Raw genomic sequence first — 21,185 nt, forward strand, 5'->3', positions numbered from 1 at the left:
AGTTCGTCTGATTATGCGCGCAAAGCCGTCCCCGACAAACACACCTGAGACGACGGAGGCCGCCTCGCGCGGTTTCTCCGTCGACGCCCATCGGCTTGTCGCGCCGAAGGCCGCGCCTGGCCTGCACCTGGTGGCGACCCCCATCGGCAATCTCGGTGACATCACGCTGCGGGCGCTGCAGACCCTCGCCGGGGTCGACGTCATCGCCTGCGAGGACACCCGCATCACGCGGCGTCTGACCGAGCGCTACGACATCTCTGCGCAGCTCAAGCAGTATCACGAGCACAACGCTGAAGCGGCCCGTCCGAAGATCCTGGAGCGGCTTTCGCAGGGCGGCTCGATCGCGCTGGTGTCGGATGCCGGCACGCCGTTGATCTCGGACCCCGGCTACAAGCTGGTGCGCGAGGTCTGCGCCGCCGGCCACGCGGTCTACGCGCTGCCCGGCCCGTCCTCGGTGCTGGCGGCGCTATCGGTCGCAGCGCTGCCGACCGACCGCTTCTTCTTCGAAGGCTTTCTGCCTTCGAAATCCGCCGCGCGAAAGTCGCGCGTGGCCGAGCTTGCGCGCATCGATGCGACGCTGGTGATGTTCGATTCCGGCAACCGCGTGCAGGACACGCTCGCCGAGCTCGCCGAGATCATGGGGACCCGGGAAGCCGCGATTTGCCGCGAGCTGACCAAACTGCACGAGCAGATTTCGCGCGCGACGCTGCGTGAGCTGGCGCGCGATGCCGACACGCTGGAGACGCGCGGCGAATTCGTGCTGGTGATCGCTCCGCCTGCGGCGGATGCCGAGATGCTGACATCGGATGCGCTCGACGACGTCCTGCGTGAGCAGCTTGCCGCGAACAGCGTCAAGGATGCGGTGGCGCATGCGGTCGCCCTCTCGGGCCGGCCGCGCCGCGAGGTCTATGCCCGCGCGCTTGAGCTTGCCAAAGATCTGCGGGGCGGCGATGGCGAAGACTGACGTCCCGTCGGAACCGAAAATCGCCTCGCCCGAGCGCGTCGCCGCGTTCCACACCGGCATCTCTGCGGAAAGCCGCGCTGCGGCTTATCTCATGGCCAAGGGCTACCGCATCCTCGCCAAACGTTACCGCACGCCGCATGGCGAGATCGACATCGTGGCGCGCCGCCGCAATTTGATCGCCTTCGTCGAGGTCAAGGCGCGCGCGACGCTGGACGACGCCGCCTTCGCCGTGACGCCGCGCCAGCAGCAGCGCATCATCGATGCCGCGCAAGGCTGGCTCGTCGCGCATCCCGAGCATGCGGAATTTGAAATGCGATTCGATGCCATGCTGATTGCGCCGAAACGACTTCCACGCCATGTGTTGGCGGCATTCGACGCCTCGACCTGAAAGGCAGACCATGAAACTGAACGTCGCCGTCCAGATGGACCCCATCGCCCGCATCAACATCAAGGGCGATTCCACCTTTGCGCTGCTCCTGGAGGCGCAGAAGCGCGGCCACGGCCTGTCCTATTACACGCCCGACAAGCTCTCGATGGTCGGCGAGGAAATCGTCGCTCCGGTTCAGCTGCTCACCGTGCGCGACGAGCCCGGCAATCATTTCACCCTGGGCGAACCCAGGCGCGAGGCGCTCAACAGCTTCGACGTGGTGTTGCTGCGCCAGGATCCGCCGTTCGACCTCGCCTACATCACCTCGACGCACCTTCTCGAACGCATCCATCCGAAGACACTCGTCGTCAATGACCCCGCATCGGTGCGCAACGCGCCGGAAAAGCTGTTCGTGATGAACTTCCCGCAGCTGATGCCGCCGACGCTGATCTCGCGCGATCTCGACGAGATCAACGCCTTTCGCGACAGGCATGGCGCCGTCGTCATGAAGCCGCTGCACGGCCATGGCGGCGCTGCGGTGTTCCGCGTGATGCCGCAGGACATGAATTTCGGCTCGCTGTTCGACATGTTCTCGGTGACATTCAAGGAAGCCTGGGTGATCCAGCAGTTCATCCCCGAGGTGAAGCACGGCGACAAGCGCATCATCCTGATCAACGGCGAGTTCGCGGGCGCGGTGAATCGTGTCCCGGCCGCCGACGACCTCCGCTCCAACATGGTGCGCGGCGGCGCTGCGCAGGAGACCGAGCTCACGCCGCGCGAGCGCGAGATCTGCGCTACCGTCGGCCCGGCGCTGCGCGAGCGCGGGCTGTTGTTCGTCGGCATCGACGTCATCAACGGCAACCTCACCGAGATCAACGTGACCTCGCCGACCGGCATCCGCGCCATCGCGCGGCTCGGCGGACCGGACGTTGCCGCAAAGCTCTGGGACGTGATCGAGCAAAAGCGCGCGAAGTAGCCGCCGGCCCGTAGCCCGGATGGAGCGCAGCGAAATCCGGGATGCCACATCATGTTCAGCGGCCCCGGATTGCGCTTCGCTCCATCCAGGCTACGTAATGCATGCGCGGCATCACCCCACACACCACTAACCACCCATTCACCATGACGCCGCGCGCATCATTCGAACGCAGTGGCCGCACTGCGTGAAACTACGGGGCCGGTGGCCGACCGGCTAACGCGACGTTCACCATCTGCCGAAAGACCACAGCGCGGCCGTCGATCACATTCGGCCTCGCAACACCGCTTATACTTTTGCTGCCTACTCATCGATGTCGGGGAGCCCGCCAGGTGCGGTTCGAGTGCCCCGCGTAGAGTAGAAGCGTATGAACACCGCACGCATTGTCGTTCTCGTCATCGCACTGGGCGCCGGCGGCGTCGCTGCGTATCTGGCGAGCGGCTATGACAACAAGCCCGCGCCCGTTCTCCCCGTCGCCGAGAAGCTGCCGACGGTCGAGGTCCTGGTCGCCAAGAACGACATCCAGCTCGGTCAAGCCGTGAAGCCCGAGGACCTGCAATGGCAGCTCTGGCCGGCGGCGACCGCGAGCAGCGCCTTCATCCGCCGCGACAACAGGCCCGAGGCGCAGATCCAGATTGCAGGCTCGATCGCACGCGTGCCGTTTATGCAGGGCGAGCCAATCCGCGAGCAGAAGCTGGTCAGGGCCGACGGCTCCGGCTTCATGGCCGCGATCCTGCCGTCGGGCATGCGCGCCGTCTCCACCGAGATTTCAGCCGAGACTGCCGCCGGCGGCTTCATCCTGCCGAATGACCGCGTCGACATCATGCTGACCCGCCGCCTGAAGAATCCTGACGGGGCCGCCGGTAACGACCTCATCCTATCCGAAGCGATCCTGACCAATATCCGCGTGCTCGCGATCGACCAGGCGCCGAAGGAAAAGGAAGGCCAGAACGCCGTCGTCGGCAGGACCGTCACGCTCGAGCTTAAACCCGACCAGGTCGCCGCGCTATCGGCAGCGCGCCAGGGCGGCACGCTGACACTCGCGCTGCGCAGCATCGTCGATGCCAACTCGGTCGACAGCACGCCCGAGGACCAGGCGAGCAAGCGGTCCGGCGGGGTCAACGTGATCCGCTACGGCGTACAGGCGCGGCAACTGACGTCACAGAAGTGATGGGGACATGATGAACTACGGGGATGATCGGACGGGCATGCGCATTCGGGGGAATCGCGCGCGCTCGTTCTGGACGGGGACGATGCTGACCCTGGGGCTCCTCGCAGCCCCCGATGTCGTCAGCGCCGCAGATGCGCCGGTCGGCGACCAGGCGCCGATGCAGGCAGCCGATCTCGATGTTTCGCCGGTCGGGACGATCGCGCCGGCGAAGACGCGCTTCCTGTCGCTCGGCGTCGGCAAGTCCGCCGTCATCGACCTGCCGCGCGACGTCAAGGACGTGCTGGTCGCCGATCCCAAGATCGCCAATGCCGTGATCCGCTCGGCCCAACGCGCCTATATCATCGGCGGACAGGTCGGCCAGACCAACGTCGTGTTCTTCGCCGCAGACGGCCAGCAGGTCGCCGCCTACGATATCGCGGTGAAGCGCGATCTCAACGGCATGCGCACGGCGCTGCGCCAGTCGCTGCCGGGCGTGCAGATCGAAGGCGTCGGCGACAGCGTGATGCTGACAGGCTCGGTATCGAGCCCGGTCGAGGCCCAGCAGGCCGGCGACGTCGCCGCGAAACTGGTCGGCGGCTCCGACAAGGTGGTCAATAACATCATCGTGCGCGGCCGCGACCAGGTGATGCTCAAGGTCGTCGTCGGCGAAGTGCGCCGCGATATCGTCAAGCAGTTGGGCGTCGATCTCAGCGCCAGTCTGAACGCCGGCACCGCGGTGGTGAACTTCAACAATTCCAACCCGTTCTCGGTCAGCGGCGGACCGATCGTCAGCAACAACGGATTAGGTGTCGCCGGTCTCACCAAAGGCTTCGCGACCGTCAGCGCCACGATGCGCGCGATGGAAAGTGCCGGTGTCATGCGCACGCTCGCCGAGCCGAGCCTGACCGCGATCTCCGGCGAATCCGCCACCTTCATCGCCGGCGGCGAATTCCCCATTCCCTCGGGCTATGCCTGCGATCCCGTCACCCACGTTTGCACCACCCAGATCACCTACAAGAAGTTCGGCATCTCCCTGAACTTCACCCCGGTCGTGCTGAGCGAGGGACGGATCAGCCTGCGGGTGATGACCGAGGTGTCCGAGCTGTCGAACCAAAGCGCCATCACGGTGACCCAGGCGCTGTCGTCGAGCTCGACCAACTCGATCACCATCCCCTCGATCCAGACCCGCCGCGCCGAAACGACGCTGGAAATTCCCTCGGGCGGCTCGATGGCCATGGCCGGCCTGATCCAGCAGCAGACCAAACAGGCGATCAACGGCCTGCCCGGCGTCGACCAGGTGCCGATCATCGGCGCGCTGTTCCGCAGCCAGGACTTCGTCAACAACGAAACCGAGCTGATGGTGATCGTGACGCCCTATGTGGTGCGCGCGGTGGCTCAGAAGGAGCTGTCCCGCCCCGACGACGGCTTCGCCCCGGCGTCTGACGCCCAGACGGCGCTGCTCGGTCGCATGAACCGCCTCTATGGCGTCGCGCGCCGCGTCGATCCGATCGCGGGCACGCCCGGCGATTTCGGCTTCATCATCGACTGACGACGAACGGACAGGTTGGGGAACGGGGCAAGAGACGGGGCACGAGGGGATGAAGCGATGACGAAGACCATGGCCGATCGACGTCGCGGGTTGAGCGTCGCGCTGGCACTGACGGGGCTCTCCGTCATGCTGGGCGCCTGCAACACCACCGGCGAGATCGTCACCCAGACGGTGCCGACCGACTATCGCCAGCGTCACCCGATCGCGGTCGAGGAAGCCAAGAAGTCGATCGTGATCTTCGTCGGCAAGGCTCGCGGCGGCCTCTCGGCCGCGCAGCACGCGGACGTCGCCGGCATTGCCCGGGACTGGGTGCGCGAAGGCACCGGCTCGGTCGTGGTCGACGTCCCGGTCAACGCGGCGAATTCGCGCGCGGCGGCGGCGACCTATCACGAGATCCGTTCCGTGCTCGCATCCGTCGGCGTGCCATCGCGTGCCATCGTCCAGCATCCCTATCGGCCCGAGGATCCAGGGCTGCTGCCCACCATCCGCCTGAGCTATTCCCGGATCGCCGCGGTCGCCGGCCCCTGCGGGCTGTGGCCGGAAGATATCGGCCCCTCCATCCTCGACCCCGGCTACAACGAGAACCGGCCCTATTTCAATCTGGGCTGCGCCAGCCAGCGCAACCTCGCGGCCATGATCGACAATCCGGCCGACCTGGAGCAGCCGCGGTCCGAGACGCCGGTCTATAACGCACGGCGTGACATGGCCTTCGAGCGCTATCGCAAGGGCACGCCGATCGCGAGCAGCAATCCAGACGCCGACAAGGCCAAACTCAGCGATACAGGCAGATGACACGCGTCCACGACGAAGAAGCGGACGATCCGCAGCACCCCGAGGAACACATTGCGCCGGTTCCTCGCATCTCCGTGCAAGCCTTTTGCGAGACCGCGCAGACGCTCGCCGCGGTGACCGCGGCCGGGCAGGATCGCCGTCTCGCCAAGGCGCATCTCACGGCCAAGGACGGTGGCCTCGCGGCGGCAATCGAAGTCTATGAAACGATGCCGACGCCGAACGTCATCGTGATCGAATCCGACGGCACCCGCGACATCCTCGAGGGCCTCGACGACCTCGCCGGCGTCTGCGATCCCGGCACCCGTGTGGTCGTGATCGGCAATCCCAACGACACCGCGCCCTATCGCGAGTTGGTCCGCCGCGGCGTCAACGACTATGTGGTGGGACCGGTCGAAACGCTCGACGTCGTCCGCTCGATCTGCAGCCTGTTCTCGGCGTCCGAAACCATCATCACCGGCCGCGTCATCGCGGTGGTCGGGGCCAAGGGCGGTGTCGGTGCCTCCACCGTCGCGCACAATGTGGCCTGGACCATCGCCCGCGACCTCGCGCTCGATTCCGTCGTGATCGATCTCGACCTCGCCTTCGGCACCGCGGGTCTCGACTACAACCAGGACCCGGTGCAAGGCATCGCCAATGCGGTGCTGTCGCAGGATCGGCCGGACACGGCCCTGATAGAGCGTCTGCTCTCCAAATGCACCGAGCGTCTCAGCCTGCTTGCTGCGCCCGCCACCCTTGACCGCGTCTACGATTTCGGCGCGGAGGCCTTTGACGCGGTGTTCGACACGCTGCGCATGACCACGCCCTGCATCGTGCTCGATGTTCCCCATCAATGGTCGGGCTGGACCCGTCGCGCGCTGGTCAACGCGGACGACATCGTCATCGTGGCCGAGCCCGATCTTGCGAACCTGCGCAACACCAAGAACATGCTGAACGTCTTGAAGGCGGCGCGGCCGAACGACCGGCCGCCGCTCTACTGCATCAACCAGGTCGGCATGCCCAAGCGGGCGGAGATCGAGGTCAAGGCCTTCGCCAAGACCATGGAGAGCCAGCCGATCGCGGTGATCCCGTTCGATTCGAAGCTGTTCTCGACCGCGGCCAACAACGGCCAGATGATCGCGGAGGTCTCCAAGAGCCACCGCACCACCGAGCTGTTCCAGAACATGGCGAACCGCCTCGCCGGGCGGGGCGAAGTGAAGAAGCCGAAGCGCTCGCTGCTCGGGCCGCTGCTGAAGAAGCTGAAGGGCAGGTCGGGTCGCGGGTCAGCCCCGCATCGCAAGGCATCCTGAGCAAGGCGTTCTGAGCAAGGCGTTCGGACCAAGGCTTCCTGACACGGCATCCTGACGCGCGCGAGCGAGTTACTTCTCCGCCCGCTGCTGCTTCTTCACCAGCAACTGCCGCAGCGCCGTGACCTTGGCCGCCGCCTGATCCGGCGGCAGGTCCGCCTTCACGATGGCTTCGGCCTCGGCCTGCTTTCCTTCGAGTCCCAGCACGAGCGCGAGATTGGCGCGCACGCGGAAATCGGCGGGATTGCGCTCGTGCGCCCGGCGCATCGTTTCCTCAGCCCGCGGCAGATTGTTCTGCAGCATGTAGGACAGTCCGAGATTGGACAGCACCGACGGCTCGTCCGGCACGATCTTCAGCGCGGCGGCGTAATATTGCTGCGCCTCCTCGTTGCGACCGAGCTGATCGAGCGCGGCGCCTTGCGCCGACAGGATATGCCAGTCGGGATCCTCGGGCGAATGCGCGCGGCCGAGGACGTCGAACGCCTGCTGGAAACTGCCGCTGTCGGCGAGCGCACGGCCGTAGCCGGCGAGCAGCGCCTTGTTGCTGGAATGGGCGAGCACGGCCTGCTCCAGCACCGCGAGCGCCTGCGCGCGCTGGCCGGTCTGGCGCAACGCCTTGCCGTATTCGAGCGCGACGTTGGGATCGCCAGGCTTGGCGCGATAGCGCTCGCGCAGCGCATCCATGTCCGGCTTCACGTCCGGCTTGGCCTCGGCCCTGCCAGCCGTGTCCGACTTTCCGCCGAGCGCGCCGGTGATGTCCTCGATGCCGGTTGTCTGACAGCCGCCGAGGGCCAGGATCAGAAGCGCGGAAAACAGATATCTCGCCGGAAGAGAGGCGACGGACAAACGCTTGGACATACTCTGATCACTCGGCGACTGATCAGAGATGCTTACCGATTAACGCTAAAGTCCCGTTAAGGCGGGGCGCTTCCGAAAGCTCAGTCGGTGAATTCAGCGCCGAACTCGCAGCCGATGCGCCAGCGCAGGCGGCACTGCCGGGAATAGTCGGGCGCGAAGATGATGGTGAATTGCGGCGGCACTTCCAGAAATTCCGCCACGACTTTCACGCCGCCATCCGAAATATCCGTGATCGTGCAGTCCCGCGGCAGCGAACCCGCGCCAAAATGAATCTTGGCGAGCCGCGTGCACATCCGTCGTTCGCTTCTCCGGCGATTTGCAAGCATTTGAATTGTTCACCCGTTAGACCACGGCCCATCCCGCACCCCTAGGAGTAGCGGACATTCGTTGGAATGTGCTGAGCAGAGCAGCTTGCATTCGAGGCGTAGTGTCTTCGTCGTGTTTACGATTGGTTAGGACCTTCCGGCGCCCCTCGACCCGTTCCTGTATTGTTCTTGCAAGAATTGGCCCGCTCTGCTACCCCTAATTGTGCAAAAGGGCAGGCTGGTTCGGGCATGGTTCAGCGGGTTTCTACCGTCGCCTTTGAGGGGATCGAGGCCCGCGCGGTCGACGTGCAGGTGCAGGTCGCGCCCGGTCTGCCGGCCTTCGCGATCGTCGGTCTCCCGGACAAGGCGGTGTCGGAGGCGCGCGAGCGGGTCCGCTCGGCGCTGATCGCCTCGGGGCTGGCGCTGCCGGCGCGGCGGATCACCGTCAATCTCGCGCCCGCCGATTTGCCCAAGGAGGGCAGCCATTATGACCTGCCGATCGCGCTCGGCCTGATGGGGGCGATCGGCGCGATCCCTCCGGATGCGCTGTCCGGCTTCACCGTTCTGGGCGAGCTTGGCCTCGACGGATCGATCGCGCCGGTGGCCGGTGTTCTTCCCGCCGCGATCGGCGCCAATGTGCGCGAGGAGGGGCTGATTTGTCCGGCGGCTTGCGGCTCGGAAGCGGCATGGGCGAGCCCGGACATCCAGATCATCGCCGCAAGTTCGCTGATCCAGATAGCCAACCATTTCAAGGGAACGCAGGTGCTGTCGCGGCCTGTGCCGAAGGTGCATGAAGCAGCAAGCTCGCCGCTCGACCTGCGCGACATCAAGGGCCAGGAGAGCGCCAAGCGGGCGCTGGAGATCGCGGCCGCCGGCGGCCATCACCTGCTGATGATCGGCGCGCCCGGCGCGGGCAAATCGATGCTGGCGGCACGCCTGCCCTCGATCCTGCCGCCGCTGTCACCGGGCGAGTTGCTCGAGGTCTCGATGATCGCCTCTGTTGCCGGCGAGATCGAGGGCGGCGCACTGACGGCGCGGCGGCCGTTTCGCTCGCCGCATCATTCCGCCAGCATGGCTGCGCTCACCGGCGGCGGCATGCGCGCCCGGCCCGGCGAGATCTCGCTCGCGCATCAGGGCGTGCTGTTCCTCGACGAGCTCCCCGAATTCGATCCGCGCGTGCTGGATTCGCTGCGCCAGCCGCTGGAGAACGGCGAGGTCTCGGTGTCCCGCGCCAATCACCGCGTCACCTATCCCGCACGCTTCATGCTGGTCGCGGCGATGAATCCCTGCCGCTGCGGCAATGCGTTCGAGCCCGGCTATGCCTGCAAGCGCGGCCGCATCGATCGCTGCACGGGCGACTACCAGGCCCGCATCTCGGGGCCGCTGATGGACCGCATCGATTTGCGCATCGAGGTTCCCGCGGTGACCGCGGCCGATTTGATCCTGCCGCCGCCCGCAGAGGGCTCGGCCGAAGTCGCCGCGCGCGTGGCGGCGGCGCGGGATATCCAGCTCGCCCGCTACGCGGACGCCGGCCTGCCGAAGGTTCGCACCAATGCCGAAGCGCCGGCCTCGGTGCTGGAGGAGATTGCCAAACCGGATGCGCAAGGCCAGAAGCTGCTGCGCGACGCCGCCGAGACCATGCGGCTGTCGGCGCGCGGCTATCACCGCGTGTTGCGGGTGGCGCGCACGCTGGCCGATCTCGATCATGCGGACAGGATCGGCCGGCTGCATCTCGCCGAGGCCTTGTCCTACCGCGCACTCGCGGAGGATGTGCGCCAGATCGCCTGACCGATACGCCCGCGGCATCTTCCTGACGAACAGCACGTTCCCCGAGAGTGAAGCTATGACCGACGCCAATGCCTGCACCATCAGATTTGTTCGTGCGTCCCAATACGCTGATTGGCTGAGGTCATACGAGCTGTGGGTCAACGGGACCAGCGTTGGGAAGCTTGCGCGCAACGGCGTGTTGGAGATCACGCTGCCGGCCGGCGCCTGCACGATCGAGGCGACCATTGATTGGGGCAGGAGCCAGCCGCTCGTCGTTCGCACCACTCCCGGCCAAACCGTCGAGATCGAGGTCAGGAACAGGTGGGGTGCCTGGGCGGCGCTGTGGGCGATCAGCTTCGGCAAAAACAGCTATTTGGTTCTCACTGAAGTCGAGCGAAAAACGAACAGAAGCGCCTGACCGACTGAGATCCTCATCCCCGGATACCGGCATCAACCCGGCGGTAACGAGTTTCCTTTACGCTCTGCAAACCATAAGGCCCATCAGTTCCCCGTACCGGGCCCGGCGAGTAGCGCGTCATGTTGCGTTTCAAGATCCTGGCGTCGGTTGTTCCCCTGTTGGCGGCCGCGGTGTTTGCCCGAAGCGAGATCGGATCGGTCTCGCATCCCTGCATCGCCCTCGGCGACACCTCGGTCGAGCTGACGTCGCTGTTCTGGACCGCCGGCGTGCATGTCGCCTTCACCGATGATCCCGCGCGCGCCACGGTGCGGGTTCAGATCACCGAGGATGCGGACGCGGCCGACTTCGCCGTCGTCGACGACGGCCTCGGCTCGGAATCGGAGTCCTGCCAGGCCAACCCCTCGACTCGCCTGATCTCGATTGCCGCGCAGCCCGTCGACGGCGGTCAGGTGATCTATCTCTCCACCGAGGGGCCGGCGGATTACCGTGTCTATGTGCGCTCGAAAACCTTCTCGCAGCGCGAGGCGGCGGCGCTGATCGTCGGCGCCCGCGGCGGCCACCGCCGTCTCCAGGCCGCCTCGCTTTGAGCCGCGTCGCTTTGCGCCGTTAACGCCTCGTCAACCCTGTTTGGAGGCGGTCGCAGGGCCTCAAACTGTTCGCAAGGTCGGCAGCACATCGTCGTTTACAGCGAGCGTAGCGTTTTAAGAAAACAGTCGGGTCGGTGGCGATGGGTCGGACGTTCCGGATCAAGGTGCGCATGCGCCGCTTCAGGCGACAGCACCCCCGAATCGCCTTTGCGATCCGCTCCTTCATGATCTTCTCGGCGACCTTCGGCGGCGCCTATGGGTTTGTCTCCGGCAGCCGGTCCGAGACGTCCGGCTACGATCCCAATGCATTTGCGATCGGCGTCAGCTTCCTGTTCGCGCTCGCCTGCCTCGGCCTCGCCACGCTCAGCATGCGCCTGCGCTTCGTCAACAAGCGGATGCGGGCGCTGGCTGCCCACAACGAAACGCTGATCGACCGCAATTGGGAGCTGAAGGAAGCGGAAGAACGCGCCCGCAGCCTGTTCGAACAGCAGGGCGATCTGATCGTGCTGCGCGACACAAATGGCTGCATCACCTTCGCCAACGACGCCTATTGCGCGCTTGCCGGACAGGCGCGCGGCGCGCTGGTCGGCACGCGCTTTGATTTCGCCGTGCTGGAGCAGGGCGACAGCGCCCGCGAGAGCAACGGCACGCGCATTCACGACCAGAAGATCACAACCCCGCTCGGCGCGCGCTGGATCGCCTGGCGCGAAGGCTATGTTCGCCTCGACGCCGGCCAGCCCGCCGAATTGCAGAGCGTCGGACGCGACGTCACCGACCGCACCGAGACCGAGCGCGCGCTGTCCGACGCCCGCGATCAGGCCGACGCCGCCAACCGGGCCAAATCGCGCTTCCTGGCGATGGCGTCGCACGAGATCCGCACGCCGCTGAACGGCATCATCGGTATGGGCGGGCTGCTGCTCGACACCACGCTGACGCCTGAGCAGTCGACCTACGCCAAGGCCGTGAAGACCTCCGGCGAAGCGCTGATGGCGCTGATCGAGGAGTTGCTCGACTATTCCAAGATCGAAGCCGGCAAGCTCGATCTCGAGCAGCGTCCCTTTTCGCTCTCGGCCCTGATCGAGGACATCACCGAGCTGCTCGCGCCGCGCGCGCAGGCGAAGCAGCTCGAGATCGCCGCCTATGTCGACGAGCGGCTGCCGCTCGAAGTGGTCGGCGACGCCGCGCGGCTGCGCCAGGTGCTGCTCAACCTCGCCGGCAACGCCATCAAGTTCACTGCGAGCGGCGGCGTCGCGCTGATCGTCGAGCTCGGCATCTGGCCGAACGAGATCAGTTTTCTGGTGCGCGACACCGGCATCGGCATCGCAGCCGACGCGCAACAGCGCATCTTCCGCGAATTCGAGCAGGCCGACGAACGCGTCGCCCGCACCTATGGCGGCACCGGCCTCGGTCTCGCCATCAGCGAGCGCATCGTCAAGCGCATGGGCGGCCGCATCACGCTCACGAGCGAGCCGGGCAAGGGTTCGACCTTCGAGGTCGCGATTCCGCTCGCGCCAGCGCACGCTGGCGCAGAACAGACGGCGTTCCCCGTCCCCGATCTCACCGGCAAGTCGATCCTGCTGATCGCCGACGGCATCGAGGCCTCCTTGATCGCGCGCCGGCTGGAGCGCTGGGGCGGCCAGACCTGCATGGTGACGGACGTCGCGGTGGCGGAAGCGCTGCTGCCGGAACGCTCATGGCATTCGGTCCTGATCGATCGCGCGCTCGGCGCTGCCACCGCCGACCGCCTCGGCGAAGCCGCACGCAGTCATGCGACGCAACGCCTCGTGCTGCTGACGTCCGGCTCGCGCCACGAGAAACTTTCGCCGGCCTTCACGGGCTTCCTGGTGAAGCCGCTGCGCGCGGCCTCGCTCGCCGCACGCCTCACGCTACCCCCGGAGGTCGCCTCGCCCGATCTCGCGCCGGAGCCCTCGGCCCCATCCACCGCCGCGGTACCGGCGAAAGGCCTGTCGGTTCTCGTCGCCGAGGACAACGAGATCAACGCGCTGTTGATGCGCTCGCTGCTGACGAAACTCGGCCACCGCGTCGTCATCGCGATCAATGGCGAGGCCGCGCTGGAATCCTGGCTCGGCGCGGCATCGGCCGGCACGCCCTATGATCTCGTGCTGATGGACATCCAGATGCCGCAGCTTGACGGCATCGAAACGACAAAGCGAATCCGTGCGCATGAGGCAGCTAGAGGCGGCCATCACACGCCGATCCTCGCGCTCACCGCCAATACGCTGGTGGAAGATCGCTACGCCTGCTTTGAAGCGGGCATGAACGGGTTTCTGATCAAGCCGCTCGATCGCGAGAAGCTGGAAGAGGCGCTGGCCGGACTGGCGGCGGCGCGGCAGCTCGCGGTTTGATTCGGATTTCATAGGAACCTGATCTCGGCCGGTAATCGACAATTGAAATCGACCGCGTCGCACGTCACCATCCTCTGGGGCATTTAAACAGAGGATTTCGCATGAACGTGCTTTGCCGCCTCGCTTTCGTGATCCTTCTCTGTGGTTCCACTCAAGCCGCCGCGGCCGATAGCTCGCAACTGATCGCCTCGCTCAAGCAAGGCGGCTACGTGCTGGTGTTTCGCCACACCGCTACCGACGACAGCCAAAAGGATGTCTACCCTTTCAAATTCGACGACATGAGCGCCCAGCGTCAGCTCAGTGAAAAGGGCCGGGACATGGCGCGCCAGATCGGGACGGCCATCAAGGAACTCGCGATCCCGATCGGCGACGTCTACACCAGCCGGCTGAACCGCGCGATCGAGGCCGGCAGACTGATCTCCGGCCGCGAGATCAAGCCGGTCGACGCATTGACGGACAGCAGTAACGCGAGTGCGTCGGGCATGGCAAATCCGACCGGTGCAAATGCAAAGGCGGGCCAGGCCGTGCGGCAGTTCGTCGATGCGCCGCCCAAGGCCGGCACAAACACCTTCCTGGTCACCCACAAGACCAACATCGCCGATGCCTTCGGCAAGGAGGCCGGGGACGTGCAGGAAGGTGAAGCCTTCGTCTACAAGGCCGGCGGCTCGGGTCCCGCAACCTTTGCAGGACGCATCAAGCCTGCGGATTGGATCGCGAAGGCAGGCAAGTGAGCCACCTGCCGGCGACGCACGTCAGCTTGGGTGCGGAGCAGGCCGGGAGCCCGGCATCACTGCGCGCTCCGACGGGATGAACCGTTATGCGGCATAAGCCATAAACCGCGGCGCAGACAGCTTGTCATGCGGCGCCTGGCCTCCCCTGAACATGGTGTCTACCTGGGCGGCGCGCTTGCAATGCGGACACACGAAGAGATGCGCGATGATCGGGGTCGGCTCGTCCGCGAGCAGTTCGGAGCGGAACCACTTCATCTCGATATGGCAGTCCGGGCAGGTCGGTGCTTCGAGATGCTCGGCGGCGCTTCTGAGACGATCAACCATGGGGCCCGTTTGCGTTTCCGAAAGCCATAACCAAATACCCCTCGCCGGTCTGCAACAAAAGATACTCAGCCCGAAATTTGACAAAGGGCGCCGTCCATCAAGGCTGCTACAGCCGCCTGAGCGCCACGCTCGCCACCGTGTGATCGGCGCCCTTCTTCAGGATCAGGGTCGCGCGGGGACGAGTCGGCAGGATGTTGTCCTCGAGATTTGCGAGGTTGGTGCGTTCCCAGATCGCGATCGCGGTGGCGGTGGCTTCCTCGTCCGACAACAGCGCGTAGCGATTGAAGTAGGATTTTGGATTGGTGAACGCGGTGTCGCGCAGCGACAGGAAGCGCCTGATGTACCACTGCCGCAGCGCCGCCTCGTCCGCGTCGATATAGACCGAGAAATCGAAGAAGTCGGACACCACGGGCACGGCCTTGCCGTCACGCGGCAGCTTGCCGGTCTGCAGCACGTTGACGCCCTCGACGATCAGGATGTCGGGCTGGTCGATCTCGGCCCACTGGTTCGGCACGATGTCGTAGGTCAAATGCGAATAGACCGGCGCGCGCACATGGCGGCGGCCGGCCTTGATGTCGGAGAGGAAGCTGAGCAGCAGCGGCAGGTCGTAGCTCTCCGGAAAGCCCTTCTTCTGCATGATGCCCTGCCGCTCCAGCACGGCGTTGGGATACAGAAATCCGTCGGTGGTGATCAGCTCGACCTTGGGACGCGGCGACCAGCGCGCCAGCAGCGCCTGAAGCACGCGGGCCGTGGTGGATTTTCCAACCGCGACCGAACCGGCGACGCCGATGATGTAGGGCATCTTGCGGTCGCGGATGTTGAGGAACTGGCGCTCCGCGTAATAAAGCCGCTGCATCGCATCGACATAAATCGACAGCAGGCGCGACAGCGGCAGGTAGATGTCCTCGACCTCCTGCAAATCGAGGCGGTCGTGCAGCGAGCGTAGCCGGTCGAACTCGCCCGGCTCCAGCGTCATCGGCGTGTCGTCGCGCAGTCGCGACCACTCCTCGCGCGTATAGACGCGGTACGGATTATACTGCTGCTCGGGTGCGCGGATATCCATGACGCGACTCTCCACCTCGGCTAGCTGCCGCCCTTACGCGACGCCTTTTCTTCCAACCCTGACATATTGGTCCGCTTGTCCAATGCGGCCTCGACCTCTTCCAGCTTTACGCCGCGGGCCTTGAGCAGCACAAGGAAATGATAGAGCAGGTCGGCGCCTTCGGCGATCAGATGCGCGCGATCGTTTTCGACTGCTGCGATTACGGTTTCGACTGCCTCCTCACCGAACTTTTTGGCGCAATGTTCGGCGCCCTTGTCGAGGAGCTTGCGGGTATAGGACGCCTCGCCACCCGCTGCCGCGCGGGCGTCGATGGTCTCGGCCAGATCGTGGATGGTGAAACGCGGCATACAAATACTCGGAAAACGCGCCTTGGCCGATGATTGGCCGGTTTCTGACGGGATAAGCCGGTTCCCGCCGATGATTTAGCATTTTTAGGAACGGGAGTCGTCAGGCATCGAGGCGCATGGGCAGCCCGCGCCGGGACATGTGCTCCTTGGCTTCGCGGATGGTGAATTCCCCGAAATGGAAGATCGAGGCGGCCAGCACGGCGGTGGCGTGGCCGTCGCGAATACCGTCGACGAGGTGATCGAGATTGCCGACGCCGCCCGAGGCGATCACAGGAACGGGAATGCTGTCGGCGATCGCCCGGGTCAGCGGGATGTCAAAACCCTGCCGCGTGCCGTCGCGGTCCATCGAGGTGAGCAGGATTTCACCGGCACCGAGCGAGACCACTTCCTGGGCATATTCGATGGCATCGATGCCGGTCGAGTTGCGGCCGCCATGCGTGAATATCTCCCAGCGCTCTCCGCCACCGGCGCGCTTGACCCGCTTGGCGTCGATCGCGACCACCACGCACTGCCCGCCGAATTTCTCGGCGGCTTCCTTGACGAACTCGCGCCGCGACACCGCGGCGCTGTTGATCGAGACCTTGTCCGCACCGGCGCGCAGCAGGGTCTTGATGTCGTTCACCTCACGCACGCCGCCGCCGACGGTGAGGGGCATGAAGCAGGCTTCCGCGGTGCGCTGGACCACGTCCAGCATGATGCCGCGATTCTCATGGGTCGCGGTGATGTCGAGAAACGTAAGTTCGTCCGCGCCGGCGGCGTCATAGGCGATCGCCGCTTCGACGGGGTCACCGGCATCGCGCAAATCGACGAAGTTGACGCCCTTGACGACCCGGCCGTCCTTGACGTCGAGGCAGGGGATCACGCGCACCTTGAACATCGGAGGTCTCCTAGGCAGCGCCTGCGTTACGGATCAGGGCGAGGGCGGACGCAGGATCGAGCCGGCCGTCATAGAGCGCGCGGCCGGCGATCGCGCCGGCGAGTTTTTTCGCGCGCGGCGTCAGCATCGCCTTGACGTCCTCGATCGAGGCGAGGCCGCCGGAGGCGATCACGGGAATCGAGATCGCATCCGCCAGCGCAATGGTCGCATCGAGATTCAAGCCTTTGAGCAGGCCGTCGCGCGCGATGTCGGTGAAGATGATGGCGGCAACGCCGGCATCCTCGAAACGCCGTGCGATCTCCAGCACCGTCACCTGCGAGGTCTCGGCCCAGCCTTCGACCGCGACCTTGCCGCCACGTGCATCGAGCCCGACCGCGACGCGGCCGGGGAATTTCCTGGCGGCAGCCTTCACCAATTCGGGGTCGCGCACCGCGGCGGTGCCGATGATGACGCGGGTGATGCCCTTTTCGAGCCAGGCTTCGACAGTCGCGAGATCGCGAATGCCGCCACCGAGCTGCACCGGAATCGTGATCGTCTTCAGCATCGCCTCGACGGCCTGCGCGTTCACAGGCTTCCCGGCAAACGCGCCGTCGAGGTCGACGACGTGGAGATACTCAAAGCCTTGCGCGACGAAGCTCGCCGCCTGCGCAGCGGGATTGAGGTTGAACACGGTCGCGCGCGCCATGTCGCCCTGTTCGAGGCGCACGCATTGGCCGTTCTTGAGGTCGATCGCGGGAAAGAGAATCACGGTTTCCATCGCAAAAAATTCGAGATCAGGGCGAGGCCGAAGCGCTGGCTCTTCTCGGGGTGAAACTGCGTCCCGATCGCGGTGTCCTTGCCGACGATCGCGGTGACGGGCCCGCCGTAATCGGCGCGCGCGAGCACGTCCGCCTCGTTGGTGGCGTTGAGGTGGTAGGAGTGCACGAAATAAGCGTGCTGGCCCTTGGGGCCGAGCGGCAGCCTGTCCAGCACCGGATGCTCGCGCAGCACATCGAGCGTATTCCATCCCATGTGCGGGATCTTCAGCCTCTCGTCGTTCGGCGTGATCTTCTCGACGTCGCCGCCGATCCAGTTCAGCCCTTGCGTGATCACATGCTCCTTGCCGCGGGTGGCGAACAGCTGCATGCCGACGCAGATGCCGAACATCGGCCGCGCCTTGACGCGCACCGCTTCGGTGATCGCCTCGACCATGCCGTTGACGGCATCGAGCCCGCGCCGGCAATCAGCGAAGGCACCGACGCCCGGCAGTACCAGACGGTCGGCGCTGTAGGCCTGGTCTGGATCGCTGGTGACGAACACCTTTTGCGGGTTGTCCATGCCGCGCGCGGCGCGCTCGAACGCCTTGGCGGCCGAATGCAGATTGCCGGAACCGTAATCGATGATGGCGACGCTCATCTTGACCCTCCCGGTTCTGGAAACAAACCAATGATGCCACCTGCCGGCATTGGCGGCGGGTTGGAGAATTGCTGACCCGGCACGTTGCGGGTCGGCGGCGGGCCACCGCGATCGACGGCCCATTGATCGTTGACGATGCCGCGCTGCTTCTGGCTCCAGCGCTCGAAGAAGCGGCGCTCGGCGGTGTCCTCGTCGTCGGAAATCACCACGTCGAGCTGTCGCCATTTACCGCGCGAGAGCGTCCAGCGTCGCAGGCTGGAGGCCTCGAATCCCATCAGCAGCGCGACGATGATGTCGGCGAAAAAGATCGACGAACGGCCGACACCGAGGCTGGACAGCCCGACGTTGAAGGCGGCAACGAAGATCACCCAGCCGATCAGCGCCAGCCACAGCCGATTCCACAGCAGCCAGAGCGGTCCGAAGATCATCGCCCAGAAATGGAAGCCGTCGCGCACGAAGACGAACTTGTCGGTCGCGCGCAGATCGGATCCTGCGGGGGAGGGAGCATGAACTGTGTAGACGGACATGGCGATGCCCCGTTCCCTAGGAATTCAGTGATACCGCAAACGGCGCGGGCCGCGGGCCGAAAGATGTCAGCCGCCGAGCGAGCCCTTGGTGGACGGGATTTCGCCCACCGCCTTCGGATCGATCGCGACGGCGGTGCGCAGCGCCCGTGCCAGACCCTTGAAGCAGGACTCGGCGATATGGTGGCTGTTATCGCCATATAGGGTCTCGACGTGAAGAGTCACGCCGGCGTTCATGGCGAAGGCCTGGAACCACTCGCGCACCAATTCGGTGTCGAACTCGCCGATCTTGTCGCGGGGGAAGTCGACCTTGAACACCAGGACCGGGCGGCCCGAGATGTCGATGACCACGCGTGACAGCGTCTCGTCCATGGGCATGTGCACGCCGGCATAGCGGGTGATGCCCGCCATGTTGCCGAGCGCCTGCTTGACGGCCTGGCCGAGCGCGATGCCGGTGTCTTCGGTGGTATGGTGATGATCGATGTGCAAATCGCCGACCGCCTTGACCGTGAGGTCAATGCGGGAATGGCGGGCGAGGAGATCGAGCATATGGTCGAAAAAGCCGATGCCGGTCGCGATATTGGACACGCCGGAGCCATCGAGGTTCACGGTGACCTCGATGTCGGTTTCCTTGGTCTTGCGCTTGATCGTCGCGGTGCGCATCAAAACACGCTTCCATCCTAGTTCGGGCCGAAAACGCCGGTCTTTTAACAGCCAAATGACGCCTTCGCTACTGCGGCAACGGCTGGCCGGGCCTCTACTTCTGCCTATGGTGAGCAAATTGGGCCCGGAGCGGCCCGTTGTGCCCCCGCTCCCGACCGCCTAAATCAGCCCGGTCAACGAGGATCATTCATGCAGGACTCCCCAAACAGCTCGCCGGGCTGGCACGGCACCACGATTTTGACGGTCCGCAAGGGCGGCAAGGTGGTGGTCGGCGGCGACGGCCAGGTCTCGATCGGCCAGACCGTGATCAAGCACAACGCCAGGAAGGTCCGGAAACTCGGCAAGGGCGACGTCATCGGCGGCTTTGCCGGCGCCACCGCCGACGCCTTCACGCTGTTCGAGCGTCTGGAAGCCAAACTCGAGCAATATCCGGGGCAATTGACCCGGGCCGCCGTCGAGCTCGCCAAGGACTGGCGCACCGACCGTTATTTGCGGCGGCTGGAGGCCATGATGATCGTCGCCGACAAGGACGTCTCCCTGGTGCTGACAGGCACCGGCGACGTGTTGGAGCCCGAAGCCGGCGTCATGGCGATCGGCTCCGGCGGGAATTACGCGCTGGCGGCCGCCCGCGCCCTACTCGACACCGACAAGGACGCCGAGACCATCGTCCGCCGCTCCCTCGACATCGCCGCCGATATCTGCGTCTACACCAACCGCAATGTGACCATCGAAGCGCTGTCGGCCGGGTAGGCCATGGCCCTCGCCTACACCTTCCGCCCGATGACCGCGGCCGTTCTGCCGCTGATTCGGCGATGGCTGGGCGAAGCGCATGTGCGGGAATGGTGGGGCGATCCGGACGAGCAGTTCGCGCTCGTGAGCGGCGATCTCGGCGAGCCGGCAATGGACCAGTTCATCGTGTTGGCCGAAGGCAAGCCGTTCGGCTATCTTCAATGCTACCGCCTGACCGCCTGGAATACGGGTGTTGGGCCGCAACCGGAGGCCACCCGTGGCATCGATCAGTTCATCGGCGAAAGCGACATGATCGCGCGCGGGCACGGTTCGGCATTCATCCGGCAATTCGCCGACGCGCAGTTGCGGCAGGGCCTGCCGCGCATCGTCACTGATCCTGATCCGCTCAACGCGCGCGCCGTGCGCGCCTATGAGAAGGCCGGCTTTGTCCGCGACCGCATGGTCGAGACGCCCGACGGGCCCGCACTCCTGATGGTGCGCGAGCCATGACGCTGGCAACCACGCATGAGAGCAAGGCCGCGTTTCCGCCGCTCGCCTGGGTCGGCATCGCGCTGCTGCTGCTGGCGATGCAGGCCTCGATCCTGCTTGCGATGGGCCGGGTGCCGATCTGCACCTGCGGCTATGTCAAGCTGTGGCATGGCGTGGTGAACAGCTCGGAGAATTCGCAGCACATCGCCGACTGGTACACCTTCTCGCACATCCTGCACGGCTTCCTGTTTTACGGGCTGACCTGGCTGCTGTTCGCGCGGCTGCCGTTCGTGTCTCTGTCCTGGCCCGCCCGCCTGATCATCGCCATTCTGATCGAAGGTGCCTGGGAGATCGTCGAGAACTCGCCCTTCATCATCGAACGCTACCGCGCCGGCACGATCTCGCTGGATTATTTCGGCGACAGCATCGTCAATTCGATCTCTGACAATTTGTCCATGATGCTGGGCTTCCTCGTAGCGCGCCTGCTGCCTGTATCAGTGACCATCCTGCTTGGGCTCGCCTTCGAAATCATGCTGGCGCTGCATATTCGCGACAATCTGACGCTCAATATCCTGATGCTGATCCATCCGATCGAGGCCGTGAAACTATGGCAATCGGGTCCGCCGATCATCTGACGGCCAAAAAAAGCGGCTTGTCCCGCCCC

The 21,185-nt window shown here is 65.3% G+C and carries 25 protein-coding genes; 15 read left to right on the top strand and 10 right to left on the bottom strand.

Features of this window, described 5'->3' with window-relative positions:
* The first annotated feature begins 13 nt into the window (after nt 1–13).
* The 7 genes from rsmI to IVB07_RS38415 all read left to right on the top strand — a co-directional run bounded on the left by rsmI (nt 14) and on the right by IVB07_RS38415 (nt 7,081).
* Entirely contained in the window at nt 14–964 is a 951-nt protein-coding gene (rsmI, locus tag IVB07_RS38385) for a 16S rRNA (cytidine(1402)-2'-O)-methyltransferase (protein ID WP_018459612.1), read from the top strand.
* Complete coding sequence (locus IVB07_RS38390; protein WP_018459613.1) at nt 951–1,352, top strand: YraN family protein; 402 nt, start codon at nt 951–953, stop codon at nt 1,350–1,352. The genes rsmI and IVB07_RS38390 overlap by 14 nt, the downstream gene beginning before the upstream one ends.
* A 10-nt stretch (nt 1,353–1,362) precedes the next feature.
* Entirely contained in the window at nt 1,363–2,307 is a 945-nt protein-coding gene (gene gshB / locus IVB07_RS38395; protein ID WP_018459614.1) for a glutathione synthase, read from the top strand.
* 364 nt (nt 2,308–2,671) lie between these two features.
* Nucleotides 2,672–3,475 (top strand): Flp pilus assembly protein CpaB, encoded by an 804-nt coding sequence (gene cpaB, locus IVB07_RS38400; RefSeq protein ID WP_247767431.1) that lies wholly within the window; start codon nt 2,672–2,674, stop codon nt 3,473–3,475.
* Between the two features lie 10 nt (nt 3,476–3,485).
* Nucleotides 3,486–5,003: a type II and III secretion system protein family protein gene (locus IVB07_RS38405; protein WP_026233853.1), complete on the top strand. Its 1,518-nt coding sequence runs from the start codon at nt 3,486–3,488 to the stop codon at nt 5,001–5,003.
* 57 nt (nt 5,004–5,060) lie between these two features.
* Complete coding sequence (locus IVB07_RS38410; RefSeq protein ID WP_018459617.1) at nt 5,061–5,795, top strand: pilus assembly protein CpaD; 735 nt, start codon at nt 5,061–5,063, stop codon at nt 5,793–5,795.
* The gene (locus IVB07_RS38415) at nt 5,792–7,081 is read left to right on the top strand and encodes an AAA family ATPase (protein ID WP_018459618.1); all 1,290 of its coding nucleotides are present in this window, start codon (nt 5,792–5,794) and stop codon (nt 7,079–7,081) included. The genes IVB07_RS38410 and IVB07_RS38415 overlap by 4 nt, the downstream gene beginning before the upstream one ends.
* Before the next feature lie 69 nt (nt 7,082–7,150).
* Here IVB07_RS38415 and IVB07_RS38420 read toward each other — a convergent pair whose 3' ends face one another.
* Nucleotides 7,151–7,936 carry a tetratricopeptide repeat protein gene (locus IVB07_RS38420; protein WP_018459619.1) on the bottom strand — a complete coding sequence of 262 codons (786 nt, stop codon included), beginning with the start codon at nt 7,934–7,936 and terminating at the stop codon, nt 7,151–7,153.
* Between the two features lie 80 nt (nt 7,937–8,016).
* On the bottom strand, nt 8,017–8,262 hold the full coding sequence (locus tag IVB07_RS38425; protein WP_007598461.1) for a PilZ domain-containing protein: 246 nt from the start codon (nt 8,260–8,262) through the stop codon (nt 8,017–8,019).
* A gap of 228 nt (nt 8,263–8,490) precedes the next feature.
* Between IVB07_RS38425 and IVB07_RS38430 the strand changes: the two genes are divergently transcribed.
* From IVB07_RS38430 to IVB07_RS38450, 5 genes are all read left to right on the top strand, one after another.
* A complete protein-coding gene (locus IVB07_RS38430; RefSeq protein WP_085359551.1) occupies nt 8,491–10,029 on the top strand; it encodes a YifB family Mg chelatase-like AAA ATPase in 1,539 nt (512 codons plus the stop codon).
* A 55-nt stretch (nt 10,030–10,084) separates the two neighbouring features.
* A complete protein-coding gene (locus IVB07_RS38435) occupies nt 10,085–10,426 on the top strand; it encodes a hypothetical protein (protein WP_018459621.1) in 342 nt (113 codons plus the stop codon).
* A 119-nt stretch (nt 10,427–10,545) separates the two neighbouring features.
* A complete protein-coding gene (locus tag IVB07_RS38440; protein ID WP_085349256.1) occupies nt 10,546–11,013 on the top strand; it encodes a hypothetical protein in 468 nt (155 codons plus the stop codon).
* 140 nt (nt 11,014–11,153) lie between these two features.
* A complete protein-coding gene (locus tag IVB07_RS38445) occupies nt 11,154–13,379 on the top strand; it encodes a PAS domain-containing hybrid sensor histidine kinase/response regulator (protein WP_018459623.1) in 2,226 nt (741 codons plus the stop codon).
* Between the two features lie 101 nt (nt 13,380–13,480).
* Nucleotides 13,481–14,110 carry a histidine phosphatase family protein gene (locus IVB07_RS38450; protein WP_018459624.1) on the top strand — a complete coding sequence of 210 codons (630 nt, stop codon included), beginning with the start codon at nt 13,481–13,483 and terminating at the stop codon, nt 14,108–14,110.
* An 84-nt stretch (nt 14,111–14,194) separates the two neighbouring features.
* On the opposite strand, the gene IVB07_RS38455 is transcribed toward IVB07_RS38450, so the two are convergent.
* The 8 genes from IVB07_RS38455 to hisB all read right to left on the bottom strand — a co-directional run bounded on the left by IVB07_RS38455 (nt 14,195) and on the right by hisB (nt 19,303).
* The gene (locus tag IVB07_RS38455) at nt 14,195–14,434 is read right to left on the bottom strand and encodes a hypothetical protein (protein WP_018459625.1); all 240 of its coding nucleotides are present in this window, start codon (nt 14,432–14,434) and stop codon (nt 14,195–14,197) included.
* Nucleotides 14,435–14,540: 106 nt separating this feature from the next.
* The gene (gene coaA, locus IVB07_RS38460; protein ID WP_007598451.1) at nt 14,541–15,497 is read right to left on the bottom strand and encodes a type I pantothenate kinase; all 957 of its coding nucleotides are present in this window, start codon (nt 15,495–15,497) and stop codon (nt 14,541–14,543) included.
* Nucleotides 15,498–15,517: 20 nt separating this feature from the next.
* Nucleotides 15,518–15,844, bottom strand: coding sequence for a phosphoribosyl-ATP diphosphatase (locus tag IVB07_RS38465; protein ID WP_007598445.1), 327 nt, complete (start codon nt 15,842–15,844; stop codon nt 15,518–15,520).
* Nucleotides 15,845–15,944: 100 nt separating this feature from the next.
* Nucleotides 15,945–16,721 carry an imidazole glycerol phosphate synthase subunit HisF gene (gene hisF / locus IVB07_RS38470; protein ID WP_018459626.1) on the bottom strand — a complete coding sequence of 259 codons (777 nt, stop codon included), beginning with the start codon at nt 16,719–16,721 and terminating at the stop codon, nt 15,945–15,947.
* 10 nt (nt 16,722–16,731) lie between these two features.
* A complete protein-coding gene (gene hisA / locus IVB07_RS38475) occupies nt 16,732–17,478 on the bottom strand; it encodes a 1-(5-phosphoribosyl)-5-[(5-phosphoribosylamino)methylideneamino]imidazole-4-carboxamide isomerase (RefSeq protein WP_018459627.1) in 747 nt (248 codons plus the stop codon).
* The gene (gene hisH / locus IVB07_RS38480; protein ID WP_018459628.1) at nt 17,466–18,116 is read right to left on the bottom strand and encodes an imidazole glycerol phosphate synthase subunit HisH; all 651 of its coding nucleotides are present in this window, start codon (nt 18,114–18,116) and stop codon (nt 17,466–17,468) included. Before hisH ends, hisA begins: the two co-directional genes overlap by 13 nt.
* Nucleotides 18,113–18,643 carry a DUF2628 domain-containing protein gene (locus IVB07_RS38485; RefSeq protein ID WP_018459629.1) on the bottom strand — a complete coding sequence of 177 codons (531 nt, stop codon included), beginning with the start codon at nt 18,641–18,643 and terminating at the stop codon, nt 18,113–18,115. Before IVB07_RS38485 ends, hisH begins: the two co-directional genes overlap by 4 nt.
* A gap of 66 nt (nt 18,644–18,709) precedes the next feature.
* A complete protein-coding gene (hisB, locus tag IVB07_RS38490; protein ID WP_007604059.1) occupies nt 18,710–19,303 on the bottom strand; it encodes an imidazoleglycerol-phosphate dehydratase HisB in 594 nt (197 codons plus the stop codon).
* A gap of 189 nt (nt 19,304–19,492) precedes the next feature.
* Here hisB and hslV point away from each other — a divergent pair, with 189 nt between their 5' ends.
* The 3 genes from hslV to IVB07_RS38505 are packed head-to-tail and all read left to right on the top strand — an operon-like array spanning nt 19,493 to nt 21,156.
* Entirely contained in the window at nt 19,493–20,053 is a 561-nt protein-coding gene (hslV, locus tag IVB07_RS38495; protein WP_018459630.1) for an ATP-dependent protease subunit HslV, read from the top strand.
* A gap of 3 nt (nt 20,054–20,056) precedes the next feature.
* Entirely contained in the window at nt 20,057–20,542 is a 486-nt protein-coding gene (locus IVB07_RS38500; RefSeq protein WP_018459631.1) for a GNAT family N-acetyltransferase, read from the top strand.
* Nucleotides 20,539–21,156, top strand: coding sequence for a DUF2585 domain-containing protein (locus IVB07_RS38505; protein ID WP_018459632.1), 618 nt, complete (start codon nt 20,539–20,541; stop codon nt 21,154–21,156). Before IVB07_RS38500 ends, IVB07_RS38505 begins: the two co-directional genes overlap by 4 nt.
* The last annotated feature ends 29 nt before the right edge of the window (nt 21,157–21,185 follow it).

This window comes from Bradyrhizobium sp. 172 (genome assembly GCF_023101065.1).
Lineage (GTDB): Bacteria > Pseudomonadota > Alphaproteobacteria > Rhizobiales > Xanthobacteraceae > Bradyrhizobium > Bradyrhizobium canariense_D.